12 protein-coding genes and 1 pseudogene are annotated in these 15,310 nt (G+C 55.4%); 8 read left to right on the top strand and 5 right to left on the bottom strand.

What is annotated here, in order from left to right; translation table 11 throughout:
• Positions 1-103: 103 nt before the first annotated feature.
• From ACP7AD_RS16205 to ACP7AD_RS16195, 3 genes are all read right to left on the bottom strand, one after another.
• Entirely contained in the window at positions 104-1,078 is a 975-nt protein-coding gene (locus tag ACP7AD_RS16205; RefSeq protein ID WP_426148737.1) for an IS1595 family transposase, read from the bottom strand.
• Positions 1,079-1,373: 295 nt separating this feature from the next.
• Positions 1,374-1,760 carry an H-NS family nucleoid-associated regulatory protein gene (locus tag ACP7AD_RS16200; protein ID WP_426148779.1) on the bottom strand — a complete coding sequence of 129 codons (387 nt, stop codon included), beginning with the start codon at positions 1,758-1,760 and terminating at the stop codon, positions 1,374-1,376.
• Positions 1,761-1,858: 98 nt separating this feature from the next.
• On the bottom strand, positions 1,859-2,467 hold the full coding sequence (locus ACP7AD_RS16195) for a hypothetical protein (RefSeq protein WP_426148778.1): 609 nt from the start codon (positions 2,465-2,467) through the stop codon (positions 1,859-1,861).
• A 315-nt stretch (positions 2,468-2,782) separates the two neighbouring features.
• Here ACP7AD_RS16195 and ACP7AD_RS16190 point away from each other — a divergent pair, with 315 nt between their 5' ends.
• The 7 genes and pseudogenes from ACP7AD_RS16190 to ACP7AD_RS16160 all read left to right on the top strand — a co-directional run bounded on the left by ACP7AD_RS16190 (position 2,783) and on the right by ACP7AD_RS16160 (position 8,317).
• On the top strand, positions 2,783-3,859 hold the full coding sequence (locus ACP7AD_RS16190; RefSeq protein ID WP_426148777.1) for a hypothetical protein: 1,077 nt from the start codon (positions 2,783-2,785) through the stop codon (positions 3,857-3,859).
• Positions 3,783-4,160 (top strand): annotated as a pseudogene (locus ACP7AD_RS16185) (IS66 family transposase); the annotation flags it as partial. The gene ACP7AD_RS16190 and the pseudogene ACP7AD_RS16185, both read left to right, overlap by 77 nt.
• Before the next feature lie 280 nt (positions 4,161-4,440).
• Positions 4,441-5,496 (top strand): site-specific integrase, encoded by a 1,056-nt coding sequence (locus ACP7AD_RS16180; protein WP_426148776.1) that lies wholly within the window; start codon positions 4,441-4,443, stop codon positions 5,494-5,496.
• Positions 5,497-5,502: 6 nt separating this feature from the next.
• Positions 5,503-5,943: a hypothetical protein gene (locus ACP7AD_RS16175; RefSeq protein ID WP_426148775.1), complete on the top strand. Its 441-nt coding sequence runs from the start codon at positions 5,503-5,505 to the stop codon at positions 5,941-5,943.
• A 916-nt stretch (positions 5,944-6,859) separates the two neighbouring features.
• Positions 6,860-7,216, top strand: a complete 357-nt coding sequence (locus ACP7AD_RS16170; protein WP_426148774.1) for a hypothetical protein — start codon at positions 6,860-6,862, stop codon at positions 7,214-7,216.
• 1 nt (position 7,217) lies between these two features.
• On the top strand, positions 7,218-7,880 hold the full coding sequence (locus ACP7AD_RS16165; RefSeq protein WP_426148773.1) for a type II TA system antitoxin MqsA family protein: 663 nt from the start codon (positions 7,218-7,220) through the stop codon (positions 7,878-7,880).
• A complete protein-coding gene (locus ACP7AD_RS16160; RefSeq protein WP_426148772.1) occupies positions 7,877-8,317 on the top strand; it encodes a hypothetical protein in 441 nt (146 codons plus the stop codon). The genes ACP7AD_RS16165 and ACP7AD_RS16160 overlap by 4 nt, the downstream gene beginning before the upstream one ends.
• 63 nt (positions 8,318-8,380) lie before the next feature.
• Here ACP7AD_RS16160 and ACP7AD_RS16155 read toward each other — a convergent pair whose 3' ends face one another.
• A complete protein-coding gene (locus tag ACP7AD_RS16155; RefSeq protein ID WP_426148771.1) occupies positions 8,381-11,695 on the bottom strand; it encodes a UvrD-helicase domain-containing protein in 3,315 nt (1,104 codons plus the stop codon).
• Between the two features lie 14 nt (positions 11,696-11,709).
• The gene (locus tag ACP7AD_RS16150; protein ID WP_426148770.1) at positions 11,710-12,180 is read right to left on the bottom strand and encodes a topoisomerase DNA-binding C4 zinc finger domain-containing protein; all 471 of its coding nucleotides are present in this window, start codon (positions 12,178-12,180) and stop codon (positions 11,710-11,712) included.
• Positions 12,181-13,165: 985 nt separating this feature from the next.
• Between ACP7AD_RS16150 and ACP7AD_RS16145 the strand changes: the two genes are divergently transcribed.
• Complete coding sequence (locus ACP7AD_RS16145; RefSeq protein ID WP_426148769.1) at positions 13,166-14,992, top strand: tyrosine-type recombinase/integrase; 1,827 nt, start codon at positions 13,166-13,168, stop codon at positions 14,990-14,992.
• Positions 14,993-15,310 lie beyond the last annotated feature (318 nt).

Genomic DNA, 15,310 nt, shown 5'->3' with positions numbered 1-15,310 from the left:
CCTAGTCAACGGCAAATATGCTGCTGCAACCAGCTGTTTTAGTCTTGCACTGAGCAAAGCACAAAAGGCTTCGGAACTTCGGTTTTGAAGCCTTTTTACTTGGCTATGTCACTGTTAAATGTGGAAATTTTCCCAAGGCCATCGCCAAGACCGCTTGCCCAGAGTCGCCATGGTGGCTGTCCAGGGCGCGAAACCAGCCGAGGTAGTTGTCCAGATAGCCCGTGGCAACGCCGTGAAAGCGGTGCAGCCACTGTTTGAGACGGCCGTGATAGGCGTTGACATTCTGGACATGGATGGCGCCGTTGACGCGCACGCCTGCGTTCAGATTGACCGCCTCGTGCGCCAGGTGCGCGTCGTGCGCAAAGCCGCAGTAGGTCCGGTTGCCATCGCTCACCAGCAGCGCATCCTTGGCCAGCACGGGCTGCAGTGCGCCGGCCAGTGCGGCTTTTGTCATCTGCCCGCGTCCCATCACCCAGTCCAGCGTCTGTCCGGCACGGTCCCGAGCCACCAAAACGCAGACCAGTTCACCGGACAAGCCCGCTTTGCTCGCCTTGCTGCCGCGACGGCGAGGCGGGCGGTCCAGCTTGCGACAGCCCTTGCGCGACTCCAGGATATAGGTCTCGTCGGCCTCGGTAATACCTTGCAGCGTTGTCGCGCGGTCTGCCTTGAGGCCGCTGAGAAAGCGATGGCGCCAGCGCAGCGCCGTGTTTCGGTGAACCTGCAGGGCAGTAGCGGCCCGGCGAAGGGTGAGGGACGCGGCCAAGGCTTCACTAAAACCGAACCACTTGCCCTTCTTGCGCAGCCGCGCCAGCGCGGTGCCCGTCAGGGCATTGAACGTGCGGTGGCATGTCCGGCAGCGGTAACGCTGCAACCCACTGACGTGGCCATGCCGGTAAAGCTCGCTGCCTTGGCAGTGTGGGCAGCAGCGCGGCTCAGTCGCGCTGGACGACTCAATGACGGCCAGCCCTTTTTGCTGCTCATCGAGTTCATCCAGACGCTTTTTGAGCAGTTCACGCTGGCGCAGCGTGAGCCGGGGCACCTGTTGGTTCATCAACGCATTGAAAGTCTCGGCGTTCATGGCTAACCTCCTTCACGGTTCGCTATGAACTCTACGCCTCTGGAAAAAAAATTCCACATCTAACAGTGACAGAGCCATGAAAATTGCTTTTTCAACAACGCCAACGCCGGCAACAGCGACCCAACCTGTCGCGTTCTTGTGAAAGGGCCAAACTCCGGTTTACGCTTTTGCTGTTTGCCTGAAACTGCAACGCAATTTCAGCCGTTTTGCCCTCTTGTGCCTAGCTTCACAGTTTTCATCTAGCAAGCCGGCTTGGCGATATGAATGAAAGGCGGCCCGATTCCGGCCGCTTTTTTTACTCTGTGGCTGCGCTGCTGGACGCTGCAGCGTCATCATTGCGGATGAGGAAATCCTCTCGGGCTTTTCCCTGGGCCAGCAGGTCCTTGAGCCACTTGGGCGCCATTCCATGGCCGGTCCAGCCTTGGCCTTCGGGTCCGCGGTATTTCACAGGCGAAGGCACTACCGGCTTTTTGCTTTTGGCAGCACTCGCCGGCTTGACCAGTGGCGCCCTGGGCTTGGCGGCTTTGGCAGCGGGCCGGCTCAGCTCTTCGGCCGTGATGCCGTAGGCAGCCATCTGCTCGCGTAGTTCGGCAAGGACGGTGGGCCGGTTCTTTTTTTGCAACTCGGCGGCTTGCTTTTCCATCTCGGCGATTTGCTGGCGGAGTTTGACGAGTTCATTCATGCTGTTTTTTTTCGAGAGTTTCACCAACGCGCATCTTACTGCGCCTGGGAATGAGCTTTGCCGAGTTATGTCGATAGGCAATTTGCCTATTGATGGGGTTAGGCATCTGGAGCAGTTTCCATCAGTTTTATCCGCGCGACAGGAATAACGACGAAACCGCTCCTGCTTAACATGACGAGAAAATGGTCCGACGCAGTGAGGATCACACCCACGCGTTGGTCTTCTTGTTGCTCCGTCTTCGCGAAAACAATTCTGTTTCGAAGGGGCACAGAGTCACACTGCTTACGGCTCAGACAGATGGTAGCCAACTCAATCTTCTTGTTCATCTGAGCATAGGAGCCGATCATCACGTGAATACTCACACCAAGATAAACGGCTCCGAGTATCCAAAAGATCCTTTGCGGAGAAGTCCGGAAGAGATAAAAAGAAGTTAGTACGAGAAGGATGCCGACGGAGAAAGTTATCCACGCCAACCAGCCAACTCCTTCCGGCCCGAGCGAAACCACTGGTAGTAGCACAAGAAGTACTAAAAATCCTTCTCCACCGTATGCAACGGTATTCCAAACATCCCTTTGCAAAAGAGACCGAGGAAGGCCTAGCGCAGCTGCTTCACCCTCGGCATTAAGCAGGCCGAGGAAGTAAAAAGCCGCAGATAGGAGAGCGAGCACGAAGGCCGAGTCAAGAACCTTAGAAGCAAGAGTAACCATCTTGGTCTCTCCTGATGATTAACCAATGAAATCAACGGTTGCCGAAGGCTAGCCAGCTGGAATTTTCGGTGGACTCCCCCACTTTATAGCCCCGCATTGGCTCACTGAATTTCATCGGCATGAGAATTAGATTTTCGAAACGTAAGGAGTTCAAGATAGATGCTACTACTGTTGCCGTAAATCTAGCAAATTCTGTTTTCTACTTGTATTGACTGACGGGTTTGACCTGTTCAAAGTGTAGTCATGCCGTCGCCATAAAACGCAAATTGCAATTTACAAATTCTGAGCTGCGCCAACGAATGGGGGAGGTGAGGTATGAGCAACGATTCAGGGCAGCAGGTCATATCGGCCTTCGTCGAGCATGTGCGCACGGTGCACTTTGCGTTGCTCGCCACCTGCTTAGCTCTCTTTGGGGCATCGCTCCCGGAACCGGCTGAAGACCTTCGTATCGCAAAGCGCGACCTTGAACGCATCCAGACTGCCGCAAAGTCCAACGCACTTGAGAAACTAACCAATCGAGGATTTCTTCTCGCTGCGCGTGGACCTGGCCCGTGGAAGGCGAAGCCTGCGGGTACATATGGGCTGCGGATCTCCTACAAAGCGAAGGATGTGCGTTTCAGCGTCGTCGCCACGCCAGCATGGAACACGACGCTCACACTTGAAGAGCAAGCCGTCCCCGGAATCAGCGCAGAACACGGATTGGTTGGCAGCTGCGGGAACGTTGTTGTCGCAAACACGGATATCGGGGAGTTCCGCGTCGGTATTTCGGAGCGCAGTTCGCTGGCGGAATTCACTGCATTCTGGGACTGCCTGCCACAGATTCGAGCGATCAGTTTCGGACAGATCCACTATGACAAATCCGTCCCCGTTAGCCTTGGGAAGGACATGGCCGCGATGTTCCAGAACAACCTAATCGAGGTGGCTCCGTTGATGGCGGACGGTACGAAGTCTTTCAAAACGATTGCACCCGCGCCGTTTTCAGCGCTGTTTCTGACACTTGTGAAGGGCCAGTTGGTTTTAGAGTTCGATCCAAACCAGCACCTCCTTGTAAATCCGACCGAGTTCGGCGCGACTCCGGTCAAGCATGCCGTCGGCCTTGCACCGCAGTCGCCGGCCAGCGGCGCCCCTGAGACCATCTTTACGATGCCCTTCAGTATCGCGGCAGATATGCGCGCAGTGACAACCAAGGCGCAGCAACTGCTCATAGACGAGTACTTCCCGGGAACTGCAACTGGTCCCTTCGAACGGCGGTTCCCACAATTGTCATCATGGGCCCGCGGCAGGGAAGCCCGTACGCCAAAAATTCTCCTAGAGGATCTCCAAACTGCACGCGTGGCTGAACTTGGAGCGCCAACGCGTGCCCGAGGGCGGGGCCACGGCCAAAGCGATTGACTACAGCCTGAACCGCTGGGTGGCGCTGACAACTTACCTGGCTGACGGCAACGTCCAGATTGATAACAACCATCTTGAGAATCTGATTCGGCCATGGGCAATGGGGCGCCGGGCATGGTTGTTCGCGGGCAGCGAGCTGGCCGGCCAGCGGGCCGCCATCATCATGAGCCTGGTGCAGTCGGCCAAGCTGCATGGCCATGACCCGTGGGCTTATCTGCGGGACGTGCTGACAAGACTGCCAACGCATATGAACAGCCGCATCGAGGAACTGCTGCCTCACCGCTGGCATCCGCAATCCTGAATCGGCCGCACGGTCAAGGTGCCGTGCCCAGTTGCTTACGCAAGAAGTTCCGGAGATCCAAAAGCATTTACTGCTGTTTGCGCCCAAGCCACAAGCAATGTAATCTACCAACAACCCCTTACCCCACCCAGACACTCCCCGCGCCCGCCCCGCTTCAGGGGGCTTGAGGGGAGGTTGAGCAGGGCTGGGGTGGGTTTTGCGCGGGTGGCTTGGGTTGTAAATGTACTTTTACTGCACAATACAGGGTTAGAAGGCGCTTTTCATTCATGATTCATGATTCATGATTCCTGTTTCTGCCGCATTGCCCCTTCCCTTGGCTCCAGCACCTAGCGGCTTAGCCTTTTTTGCCGCCTGGAAGGCCGCCCGGCTGGCCGACACGCACCGCAAGCCCATGGGCGCGTCTGGCCTGGCGCAGGCCGAGTTCGTCTGGGGCAAGTGGCTGGCCTTTTGCGCGCTTCGCGGTATTGCCTGGGACGCGGCCGGCCCTGCGGATGTGCAGGCCTTTGCCGGCGCCGTTTCCCCGCGCAAGCTCACCACGTCGGCCCAGGTCTCGCCTATCACGCTCAGGCGCTACTGGCGCATTCTTAATGATCTCTATGCCTATGCGATGCTCAGCCGCACCTTGGCGGACAACCCATGTGTTGAGGTGATGCCAGCCATCAGCGAGAAAACCGCCTCGCTCGCGCTCCCCCCGCATCTGTGGGCGCTGCTCCAAAGTAACCTGCCCGGCGGCCAGTCGTTCCAGGCACGGCGAAACCGCCTGGTGCTGCTCTTGATGATGCGAAGCGCACTGACTGTCACCGAACTCCTCGGCTTGACCCTGGGGTGCGTCCAGGCTCATGAAGGAACGCCCGGGCAGGTGGCCCGGCGCCTGGGGCTGGCGAGCCTTGGCTCGTTCGAGCCCGAGAGTGCTTTTCTGGCCCCAACGGCCGCGCACCCGGCGGGGCTGACCTACACCTTGGCGCTGTCGGGCTCGCGTGCCGTGCAAACGCGCTGCCTGGTGCTCGACGCCCGCACTAGCGCGGCTCTGCATGACTGGCTGGAGGTCAGAGCCATGGGCCACGCGGGTGCGGGTGAGCGGCTGCTAGTCGGCGCGGCGAAGAGCTCGGCGCTGAGCAGCAAGGGCCTGTACAAGATCTGCCGGGCGCACATGGCCAGAAGCTTGCCCGGCATCGAGATCGACCAGATGGGCCCTAACACGCTGCGCAACACCTGCATTGCGATGTGGCTCAACGCCGGCCTGCCGTTGCCAGAAGTCCAGCGGCGCTGCGGCCTGAAGGACGCCAGCGTGATCATCCGATTGGGCGCGCACCTGCAAACGCGCCATACGCTCTGATTGGCCATGATGATGCATTCACCAGGAACTCATCGGGGCGATGCCGCGGCGCTGGAGCAGCTCAAGCAGCTGTGGCGCCAGGTGGGCGCCTCGCGCGGCACGCCCGCGCCCCATCCAGAGCAGCTCGCCGACTTCATTCACCGGCTGGGCACGCCCGAGCGGGACCAGCTCGAAAGCGTGTTGGCTCTGGCCGCGCGGGGGCGGGAGCTGCCAGGCGACCTCAGCGTGGTCAGCTGGGCCGCTGCCTACACGCGCCCGGCACTGCTCGCGCAACTGGCTGCCCACGGCCTGGCGTTCACTGGCGCCCACCTTTTTGCCTGCGGCTTGGGGCTCAAGAACCAGGGCAGGCCGAAATGGGCAAGCACAGCCTCTTTAGCCGGAACTGCTTCATCACCTGAGTCACGTTCGGGAGGGCGGCGGATGATCGGCTCGAGCTGGGTCGGGTAGATATGCATGCTGCCAGAAGGCGGCACCCAGTCAGGTGGAACATAAGCGACCAGTCGGGCAAGGCGCTCACGGGCTTTTTGACCAACGTAATGACTGCACATCGGTCAATAGTGGTGTGACTCATGCCGCTTTAAAACTGTACATTCGGCCTATCCTCATCAGTCGCGCTGAAAGCTGTATGCTTATCCAGTGGTTTGCGATGTCTACGTTTTGTGGGATAGCCTGGGTAATTTTGACCCGGTAGACGTGCTTCGTGCCGGCCCCAGCCGTGCGGAATTACTGATTAAACGTGATTTTTAAACTCGCCCAATAAAACCCTGTCCGCAGAACTCTTCGAGCTGGAAACTGGCAAAGAACTGCTGACGGCCCTGGAAAACGTCTCCCTCGTAGGCACGGACGTAAAGGGCATGGTGATTGAAGTCACGCAGACCGCCTACGCCAGGACCACGTAGAAGGCCAAGAAAGAGCACTTCAAGCAGCACTGGCTCTGCAAGCTTCCGGGGTTACCTGTGGTGCTGGACGCCGAGAAGCTGCTGAAAAGGAGCGCTGCGCGGCTAAATGCTCATCTGGCCAGCAGATTTGATCCGGCTGATGATGACCTAAGAGCTTGACCTTGGGTAGCGTAGAGACGCTAGCTTGAATGCGCTAATTGCATGATTACAGTCACAAAGACGGTATGCTTGAGCTTCGCGCGATCGCAAGCTACGCTGGCAACCGCACAACACACCTGTCCCGTTGTCAAATACTAACAAATGGTCATTTTTCGGCCACATTCGACCCATAGGCCGAAAACTGGCAGCTTGACAAACTTATCACAGTGATAAATAATGCAGTTCCTCTCCCTAGGCTGTGGCTCCGATTTCCACCGGCCTGCCCCTTACTACTGGAAGATGACGACAGGGAAATCGAAGGCGGGATGTTGTTAGATTTAGCAGCTATACAGGAGTGCATCACTAATGATGAGATCACGCCGAACGATTTATGGGTCGCTACTGACAGCGCAGATGATGACCTCTATCAAATGCAGTGGGATGAACAATCCATCTGTGAGTTCATCAAAATACTTGAGCCTCAAGACTATAAAAAGTCAGAGTGGGCAAAATCGGCCTCTAACTCAAGGCATGCGTGCGATGTATATGTTGTTCGCTTTGATGATGAAGCGTGGGAACGAGACCCTAATGCACTGAAATACTACATTAAATTTTCGGCGGATGCTAATGGCGCTCTAAAGATATGCCTCATATCCTGTCACCCAAGTAGGTATCAAAATTAAGATGCAAAACTGCCCAGCTTGTCGCAACGGTGAATTAATCTCGTTCAGCGAAATTCGTACTTTCAATCCTCCACCGGCGCATAAGCCGGTGGAGGTCGCATTAGCTTCATCTATTTGCAATCACTGTCACACAAAAGTCACTACTCGGGACCAACGAGCTTGCAATTTGGTAGCATTAGCCGGGCGGAAAACTCATTACGGCGAATGGCTCATGGGTGAAGAAGTATTAAAACTTCGGAAACGCTACGGTATCACTCAGCAGCAAGCTTCGTTAATTTTTGGAAAAAGCGCGATCGCATTTTCCAGATACGAAACGGAAAACTCATATCCTGACCTAACTATGTCTAGGATGATGGCACTTGCATTGGCCGATGCTAACTTTATGAAGCAACTTTCCGCTAAAGCGGGGATGGTTCTTCCTTTAATTGAGAAACGGCTGACTGCAGGGTTCTTGCAGGCCCTCGCTAAAAAGGACAAGTTTACCAAGAAGGTCGAAACATCTAGCGACACAACCGCCTCAGCACAGTTAGCCCTAGGGAAGTGTTCCGCATTTTTCAATAAGCTTCTCGAATTTACGAAGCACTCAATGACTCCTAGTGGAGTTCATTTTGACGACAGCAATGTCAGCGCGGCGAACGATGAACGATTTGCGCTAGCAGCATGAGTGAAGATAAGCCTCACCCGATAACACTGGACTCGCTCATCTTTACGAAATGTTTAGTTGAGTCTGTTCCGGACTATGAGCCAAATGGACCAATTTCGCCCAGTCACCCAGTCAACGATATAACAGTCAATAAGGTGCCTGGAGAGGTTGGAGGATGGGTCGCATCGATGACGTCCGTTTGCAATGCGAACAGAGGAAGCGATGCTCCCTATCACTTCGACATGCAATGCATGGGAATCTTCCATACAGATGACACTCTTACTGATGAAGAGGCAATTCGAGGAGTAACCATTACCGCCCACAGTGTGATGTATGGAGCAATACGCGAAACTGTTGCTTGGCTAACTGGTCGACAAGTCTATGGGTCTATGGTACTTGGACTATCCGTCCTTCGCGGCAGCAAAGAAGCGAGCAAGAAGAGCGAGCAAGTCGAGTGACGCCACTCGCGAATCTTAAATTTTTAATCGTTATCAGCCCCTAGACCTTTGCGCAAATCAAAGTCAAAACGCGTAACCGCACCCGCATGCCCCGCAAGAGCAAAGAATCCAGCCACATGAACTGCATTCCATGTTAATTGAATTGTCCAGCGGGGATTTGCAGGCGTAGCATTTCGCGACTCGATTGAATCTGCCTTTCCTGACTGGTCGCACTCCCATATATTGTTTTCCGGATTCGACGACCTTCAATCGGTGTCGTTCTTGAATCAGCTCATCGCGGTCGACTGGGGTTGCAGCCTGATGTAACTGATTTGTGCATAGAGATTTTTTTGAGTAAGCCCTCGTAGCCATTAATGCAGCACTGCCAGAGTGAGTGAAGTAATCCCCCCAACCAGTAAAAATATCTTCCCCATATTCAGATTCGCCTCCAGAGTCATACTGGATAACAATGTAATTTTTGGGACTGGCTTCGCGCACTCGGACCACGATTCCGGTGCCCAGCGTGCGATGCGTTACCTTAAATCCAATGAGTTCGATTTCAGCCGGCACCTGTGCTGGTGTAGGTGATAGTGCGGATGGAACTGATACTGGCTTCTCTGTGGGCGCCACCATATCTGGGGAGGGGGACTTTTCGTACTCCTGTGGGGCCGTGGTTTTCTCGATAAACTGCTTCGTCATGGAGCAGCTTGGAAAAGTGCTGCAACCGTAGAACTGACCGAATTCCCCTTTCCGTTTAACAAAAAAGCCATTCCCACAGGAACATCGTTCACTTGAAAAGTTTGAGCCGTCAAGATTTCCAATGGGTATCTGGTAGTCACCCGCCAATTCGTGCACGAATGGTGACTCTTTGTTCGCGAGGGTGACGATGGTGACCGATTGTTTGGCCCTTGTCAGCGCTACATAAAACAGTCTGCGTTCTTCCCCGTATTCATACCCATCACCTTCAGGCATGGCGAGCTGAAGTACAGGGTCATCAGTGACCCGGCTGGGAAAGCCGAGCACGCCAGATGTGAGTCGCGGAAGGATGACATGGTCTGCCTCAAGTCCTTTGCTAGAGTGCACGGTCATGAATTCGATGCTTAGGTCACGCGCACTGGTATTGGGTGGGCTAAAAACAGAATCCTTTTGGTATCGACCGAGTACATAGATGGATGTGAACGTTTTACCGCTTGCCAGGCTTTGAGCTGCAATCTCGGCAATGCGCCCTCGAATTGCTGCTTGAATTGCGCCTTCATCATCCACCCGAACAATCCGGATTGGCTCATCGACATCATGATTTACAGCGGAGACAGTCTTGGTAAGTTGTTTGGGATTCTTCTGGATGAACTCGCTGCTAACGTTGCAAAGTGACTGTGGGCACCTGAAAGTCGATTCCAGTTTCATCACTTTCGATTTACCATAACGACTCTCAAAGTCGGTCATGACATTGATGTCGGCACCCGCGAATCTGTTAATACTCTGCCAATCGTCCCCAACGGCAAACAGGCAACGACCAGGCTTCGCTACCAATGCCGCGGCTATCCGCGCTCGGGCTTGGCTGGAATCTTGGAACTCGTCCACCATGACCACTTTATAGGCCCCAGTCCATGTTCCATTTTCAATATGGTCGGCGGCCTGATTGAGCATGTCTTCAAAGTCGATGCAATCTTCGACGCTGAGACGGGCTTCCCATGCTGCGTAAATTCGCTCAAAAAGCTTAATGAAAAGCATGTGCCGAAATTTGAAGGGGCCAGATACTTGAAGGCTTAACCGCTTGTTGAGCTGCTCGGTCATCAGCCGGTTGCTTTTTACGTGGGTGAGAAATGAACGGAATGTTCTCGCCAATCGATGGTTGTCGATAGGTTTACGGCCTGGAACGGGGCGTTCGGGGTCAGGCTGGAGTTCAATGCCACGTTTTGTGAGCTCTCGCTCTAGGTAATCAAATGCCGCTCCTGACCAGAGCCCTGCGACTGTGGTTTCCAAAAGTGTGGTGCCGTTGGCTTCATGCAACTGCTTTTTCCATTTCATCCCGTCCAAATAGCCATGAAACGATTTGGGTGGATTTCCATGTTCATCAAGTGCCCAGTGCTCTAAATAGGCATCGATGTCCGGAAGATAAAAGTCTGGCTGATATTGGCGGTGAGTTGGGTCAACAGTTTGAACCTTGTATTTCGCTTCGTATTTGTATCGCACACCGTTATAGAACAGCCAGTTCGCGATGAGCTGCTCACCTCGGCTTTTTACAATCTCATTGTTAAGAGTCAGGAAGCCCGAAGACCTTGTTTGGGCATCCCATGAGTCGGGGTTTTCGGCTTCTTTGCCAAACGCTGGCAAGTCCTGCCCCAATACGAATCGGAACAGCCCCCATGTGGCGCGAAAGCCGGGGTCCTCGACTTTCAGCTTCTCAATCGACTCCACCAGTGCTCTCAAATCGTCACCGTTTTCAAGCCAGGGGGCAAGGCTCGGTTTCTTTCCAGTAGCGGCTCCAATGACTTCCAGCCCGAAGGCATGGAAAGTCCTGACGACAATCTTGTCATAAGGTAAGGCCAGCTTCGAGAGGCGTGCTTTGACGCGTTCCCGCAATTCAGCGGCACCAACATTGTTGAAGGTCAGAATCAGCATCTGCTCGGGCTGAACGTAACCCTTCATCAGGGCATATCCGGCTTTGGCCACAATTGTTGAGGTCTTGCCGGAACCCGCTGATGCCACTAGCAGAATCCTGTTGTCAAAACAGATGACAGCGCGAGCTTGCTCTTGCGTCAGCGGAGATTTCTCAACCGCGTCAAAAAAGCTTTTGCTGTCGACCAGTTCTTTGGAGATGAGTCGTTCATTGATGGCACTGGTGAACTCACTGGTTTCACGTGTCCAAATTCGAATTGCTGACTGAAAAATTTCCGGCTGATTGATAAGATATTCAACAACTTCTGGCTCCTGCATCGCCTCCAAATGCTTCGACGGCTTGCTCTTTTCCAGTGCCGAACTGAATTCGGTGGTGAGCCAACCGTGACTTTTTAACTGTGATTTACAAGATGTGGTTGCGTCGTCAGCCCACTGGACCGCAGGCTGCAAGGATGTCGTTAAGTTCTTTAAAAACTTTTGGACTTGTGCCTTTCGTTTGAATTCAACACAAGCATTGGACAGGACGGACAGCATCCACGTGGCTTCTTCATTGGGGATACCGTCAAGATTTATGACTTTTCCTGGGCCATACGGAAACTGCACGCAGGACCAGACTACGCCAGGCTTTATCTCGATTTCCTCACTTCTCAGGAGATTTGCGGTGACGCTCTTGAGTCCGGCGATATTTAGCGTGAAGCTGTCGCCATCGAACGTGAGTGACCACTGCGGGGTTGTTGTGAACAGCTTGCCCGCCCCACTTGGTCCCCAGCTATATGCCATGGTGCTGATGCCCGTCAGGCTTGTTCAGCTACGCGAGTGCCTTTGCATGCAGGGTATTTGGCGCATCCCCAAAATGCCTTGCCGACGTTAGTTCCTCGCTTTGCTCCGCGACGCACCATTTCGTTGGAACAAAGTGGGCAGCTGGGTGAATTGAAACTGCGGAAGTTTGCCGGGGCAGGCTTGGACGTAGTGTTAACTTTTTGGAGGAAAATTGGTTTGCTACGACCAAACCATGAAAGGATTGCCGCCGCTAGAAACAGAATCGGCATGACATATTGGCCTGCAGTTGCCAAGCCCTTTAGGACAGCTGGAATCATGGCGTTTGCAATTTGGCCTGGCACAACAACAATGTTGGTCGGTTGGGTCGCGTATGCATGCAGCAAGAAGTAGCTGATTACGGCCAGAAAAAGTGCCGCCCAATAAGGTAACTTCGATGCAATTTGGATGAAATCCTCTGCTGGACTGGATTTCCCTTTGCGTCCCATTTCAACTCCCTTTGATAATTTTGATTATCGTTAATCATAAGGGTGCAATTGACTTTGAAAAAAGCAGGGTGCGAATCAGGCCAAATGGCTTGGCGTAAAAAGCTACCCGAAGTGTCGCTTGGTCTAAAAGAGTGCTTCAAATGAACGATTGCGCCTTCCCTTCTGGCCCTTAGCTTTGGGATTAAGCACCGGTTTTTCCGTGCGACTGGAGCCAGTGCGTTCAATTGCACGCCTACTTTGGTCCATGAGGTACTTTTTTAAGCCAGGGACAGGCAGTTTTTTAGGCAAATGAACGTTAAAAAACTCCCGTCAACGTTCATTTGCCTAAAAGTGTTATCCGGCCTCTGGCGTAAGGCATTGATTCACTTGATTTTCAAGAAATCCGGTATCAAAATTAGGCCAAATTCCTTGGCCTAAAAACGTACTTGACATGTCACTTGGCCTAAAAGTGTTCTCGAAATGAATGAACGTGCAAAGGGCACGCAGTGAGCGATACCTGCTGCCAGATGGTTTTGGCCGGAAGTCTGCACCAGCGGTTGGTCTGGAACTTTTTTAGGCCAAAGATAGCAACACTTTTAGGCAAACGTTCATTTTCATAAAACTGTACCCAGCCTGTGCACGCAAGGTGTTGATTTCCTTGAAATTCGAAAAATATGGGCTCAAAATCATGAAAAGATATTTTTCACGAAAACGTACCCCACGTGGAATTTTTCATAAAAGCGTACCGTAGCTGAGCGAAATTATGGTGGGATGAAGGCCATCTGACAGCCCTCGTTGTCTATGCAGGCACAGATTCATGAAAAACCTGGGTACAGATTTATGAAAATGAACGGCCCCGAAGCTCATCAATAAGCCCACTACCCTAAGATAAGTGTCATTATCTCAGGGTAAAATAACGCCGCCAAAACCCGGTTTGGCACGACAATGGGACTTACTCCTGTCACCGCCACTGTTACCGCCTGCCCCTCTGCCCACCCGCCTTCCCATGACATCAACCCCCTCCTCCCCGGCGCCTGGCGCGCGCTTTGTGCGCCGCCTGGGCCCGCACCACTTTGCGCACCTGCGCGCTTGTGCCGAAGGCCTCGACCTGGCCGACTGCGCCCGGCGCTATCTCGGCATTGAGCACGGCCATGAAGCGAAAACGGCGCACCAGGAAGCCGTTGACGCGGTGCGTGCGGTGGCCCGGCGCCGGGGCGAGTCCGCCTGGCGCCTGGTGGGCCTCACGATCCGTACTTCAGAAGGCGCGCCCCGTCCGTCGCTGGATTCGTTTGTAGAGCAGCACGGCCTGGACGGTTTCAGCGAAAGCGAGGTGGTCAAGCTCTACGCTGAAGCCTTTCCGCTGGAGCGAAAAACCGCGCGCGGCCAGCGCCTGCGGGAGCGCCAGTTGACGCTGCTGCGCCGCCTTGAGGGCCTGGCCGCCGAAACCCCGCAGCCCTCGGACTTGGTTGCGGGCTGGTTCGACGAGGCCTTGGCGGCAAAATTAGTCACTGCGGGCCTGCTCACGCTGGGGGCGCTGAACGCCCGCATCTCGGCGGGTGGGCGCTGGTTTGCCGCACTGCCTGCGGTCGGCATCGCCAAGGCCCGGCGCCTCGAGCGCCACCTGGCCACGCTCCTGCCGAGGGACGTGCAGCCCGCCAGGGCGCTGTTTGCGCTGTCGGCCACCCCGGCGCTCTGGGGCGCGCCCTCGCGTGCGCACATTTCTCGCGCCTCTGCCGCGCAACCCGAGAGGGTCTCAGGGGACCTGGTCCTGGAGGAAGTCAAGCCAATGGCGTTGGCGCGTCCGCTGCTGGATGTGGATTCGGACCTGCAGGCGGTCCAAAGCTGGATCCAGGCACGGGCCGGCTCGCTGGCCACCGTGCGGGTCTACCAGCGCGAAGCCCACCGCCTGCTGCTGTGGCTGCAGTATGAACGCGCAGGTAGCGCGCTCGCGCAGATGAGCGTGGCCGACTGCGGCGCGTTCATGGTCTTCCTGCAAAACATCCCACCGCGCTGGATCTCCCGGGCCCGCGCCGCGCCCGGCCAGCCCGGCTGGGCGCCGTTTCGCGGTCCCCTGTCGCACGCCAGCTGCCGGCAGGCCATCGCCATCATCGCGTCGCTCTTTGCTTGGCTGCAGTCCGCCCAGTACTTGAATGCCAACCCCTGGGTGCTGGTCAACCAGGCCACGGGCGACGACCCGGGCCAGAAAATGCTCGACACCAAGGCGCTCAGCGAAGCGGCGATGCTGGAAGTCCTTCGCTTTGTGGACGGCCAAGCGCCCTCCCCGTCGCGCGCCCGGATCCGCTTCACGCTGCTGTTTGTCGAGGCCGTGGGCCTGCGCTCGGCCGAGCTGCTGTCAGCTACGCTGGGTGACCTGCGCATGGAGCCCGAGGGTTGGGTCATGCAGGTCCGCGGCAAGGGCTCGAAAAACCGGGTTGCGGCCGTGCCGGGGCAGGCGCTAGCGGCGCTGCAAGACTACTTGGCCGTGCGCGGCCTGGGATCAGTCCAGGAAGCACCACCTACCGCACCCCTGCTGGCGAGCAGCCTGGACCCCATGGCGTCGGTGGGCTACCAGGCGCTCTACGAGCACGTCAAGGGCTGGCTGGCCAAGGCGGTGCGGGCCTCAAACCTGCCGGCCAATGAGCGCGATCGCCTGGCCGGGGCGACGACGCACTGGCTGCGCCACACCTTCGGCACTCGGGCCATTGCGCGGGCCGTGCCGCTCGACGTGATCCAGGCGCAGATGGGGCATGCCTCGATCCAGACCACCACGGCGATCTATGGCCGCGCGCCCATCCGGCGCCGGGTGGACGAGCTGGGCAAGGCGTTCGGGTAACTGATCGCAGTGAAAACTGCCCTTATCTCAGGATGATATTTGGCGGTCAAAACCTTGCACTGGCGGCACAGCGGACCCGGCCGATAGCCTGCACAATCCAACACCTCAAGAGCAATCACCACATAGCTATTCTGTAAAGACTTTACATTCTTTCTTTACTGTAAAGACGGTAAAGAAAGTAAAGTTAAAACATATTGTAAAGCCTGCATGGTACTTGCCTGTTGGTAGCCCACCATTGTCAGGATGCAATTCATTAAAAACCTTTACTGTAATTTCAGTAAAGACGGTAAAGGCTAGATATACTGTAAAGGCTTTACT

This window comes from Polaromonas sp. DSP2-3-2b2, assembly GCF_049895905.1.
Taxonomy (GTDB): domain Bacteria; phylum Pseudomonadota; class Gammaproteobacteria; order Burkholderiales; family Burkholderiaceae_C; genus Polaromonas.
The sequence above is the reverse complement of the archived record's forward strand: the minus strand, read 5'-3'. Positions and strand labels throughout refer to the sequence as shown.

Excerpts from the sequence above, each read along its gene's own strand:
- ACP7AD_RS16205 (WP_426148737.1), bottom strand. The coding sequence starts at position 1,078 with ATGAACGCCGAGACTTTCAATGCGTTGATGAACCAACAGGTGCCCCGG.
- ACP7AD_RS16200 (WP_426148779.1), bottom strand. The coding sequence starts at position 1,760 with ATGAATGAACTCGTCAAACTCCGCCAGCAAATCGCCGAGATGGAAAAG.
- ACP7AD_RS16195 (WP_426148778.1), bottom strand. The coding sequence starts at position 2,467 with ATGGTTACTCTTGCTTCTAAGGTTCTTGACTCGGCCTTCGTGCTCGCT.
- ACP7AD_RS16190 (WP_426148777.1), top strand. The coding sequence starts at position 2,783 with ATGAGCAACGATTCAGGGCAGCAGGTCATATCGGCCTTCGTCGAGCAT.
- ACP7AD_RS16180 (WP_426148776.1), top strand. The coding sequence starts at position 4,441 with ATGATTCCTGTTTCTGCCGCATTGCCCCTTCCCTTGGCTCCAGCACCT.
- ACP7AD_RS16175 (WP_426148775.1), top strand. The coding sequence starts at position 5,503 with ATGATGATGCATTCACCAGGAACTCATCGGGGCGATGCCGCGGCGCTG.
- ACP7AD_RS16170 (WP_426148774.1), top strand. The coding sequence starts at position 6,860 with ATGTTGTTAGATTTAGCAGCTATACAGGAGTGCATCACTAATGATGAG.
- ACP7AD_RS16165 (WP_426148773.1), top strand. The coding sequence starts at position 7,218 with ATGCAAAACTGCCCAGCTTGTCGCAACGGTGAATTAATCTCGTTCAGC.
- ACP7AD_RS16160 (WP_426148772.1), top strand. The coding sequence starts at position 7,877 with ATGAGTGAAGATAAGCCTCACCCGATAACACTGGACTCGCTCATCTTT.
- ACP7AD_RS16155 (WP_426148771.1), bottom strand. The coding sequence starts at position 11,695 with ATGGCATATAGCTGGGGACCAAGTGGGGCGGGCAAGCTGTTCACAACA.
- ACP7AD_RS16150 (WP_426148770.1), bottom strand. The coding sequence starts at position 12,180 with ATGGGACGCAAAGGGAAATCCAGTCCAGCAGAGGATTTCATCCAAATT.
- ACP7AD_RS16145 (WP_426148769.1), top strand. The coding sequence starts at position 13,166 with ATGACATCAACCCCCTCCTCCCCGGCGCCTGGCGCGCGCTTTGTGCGC.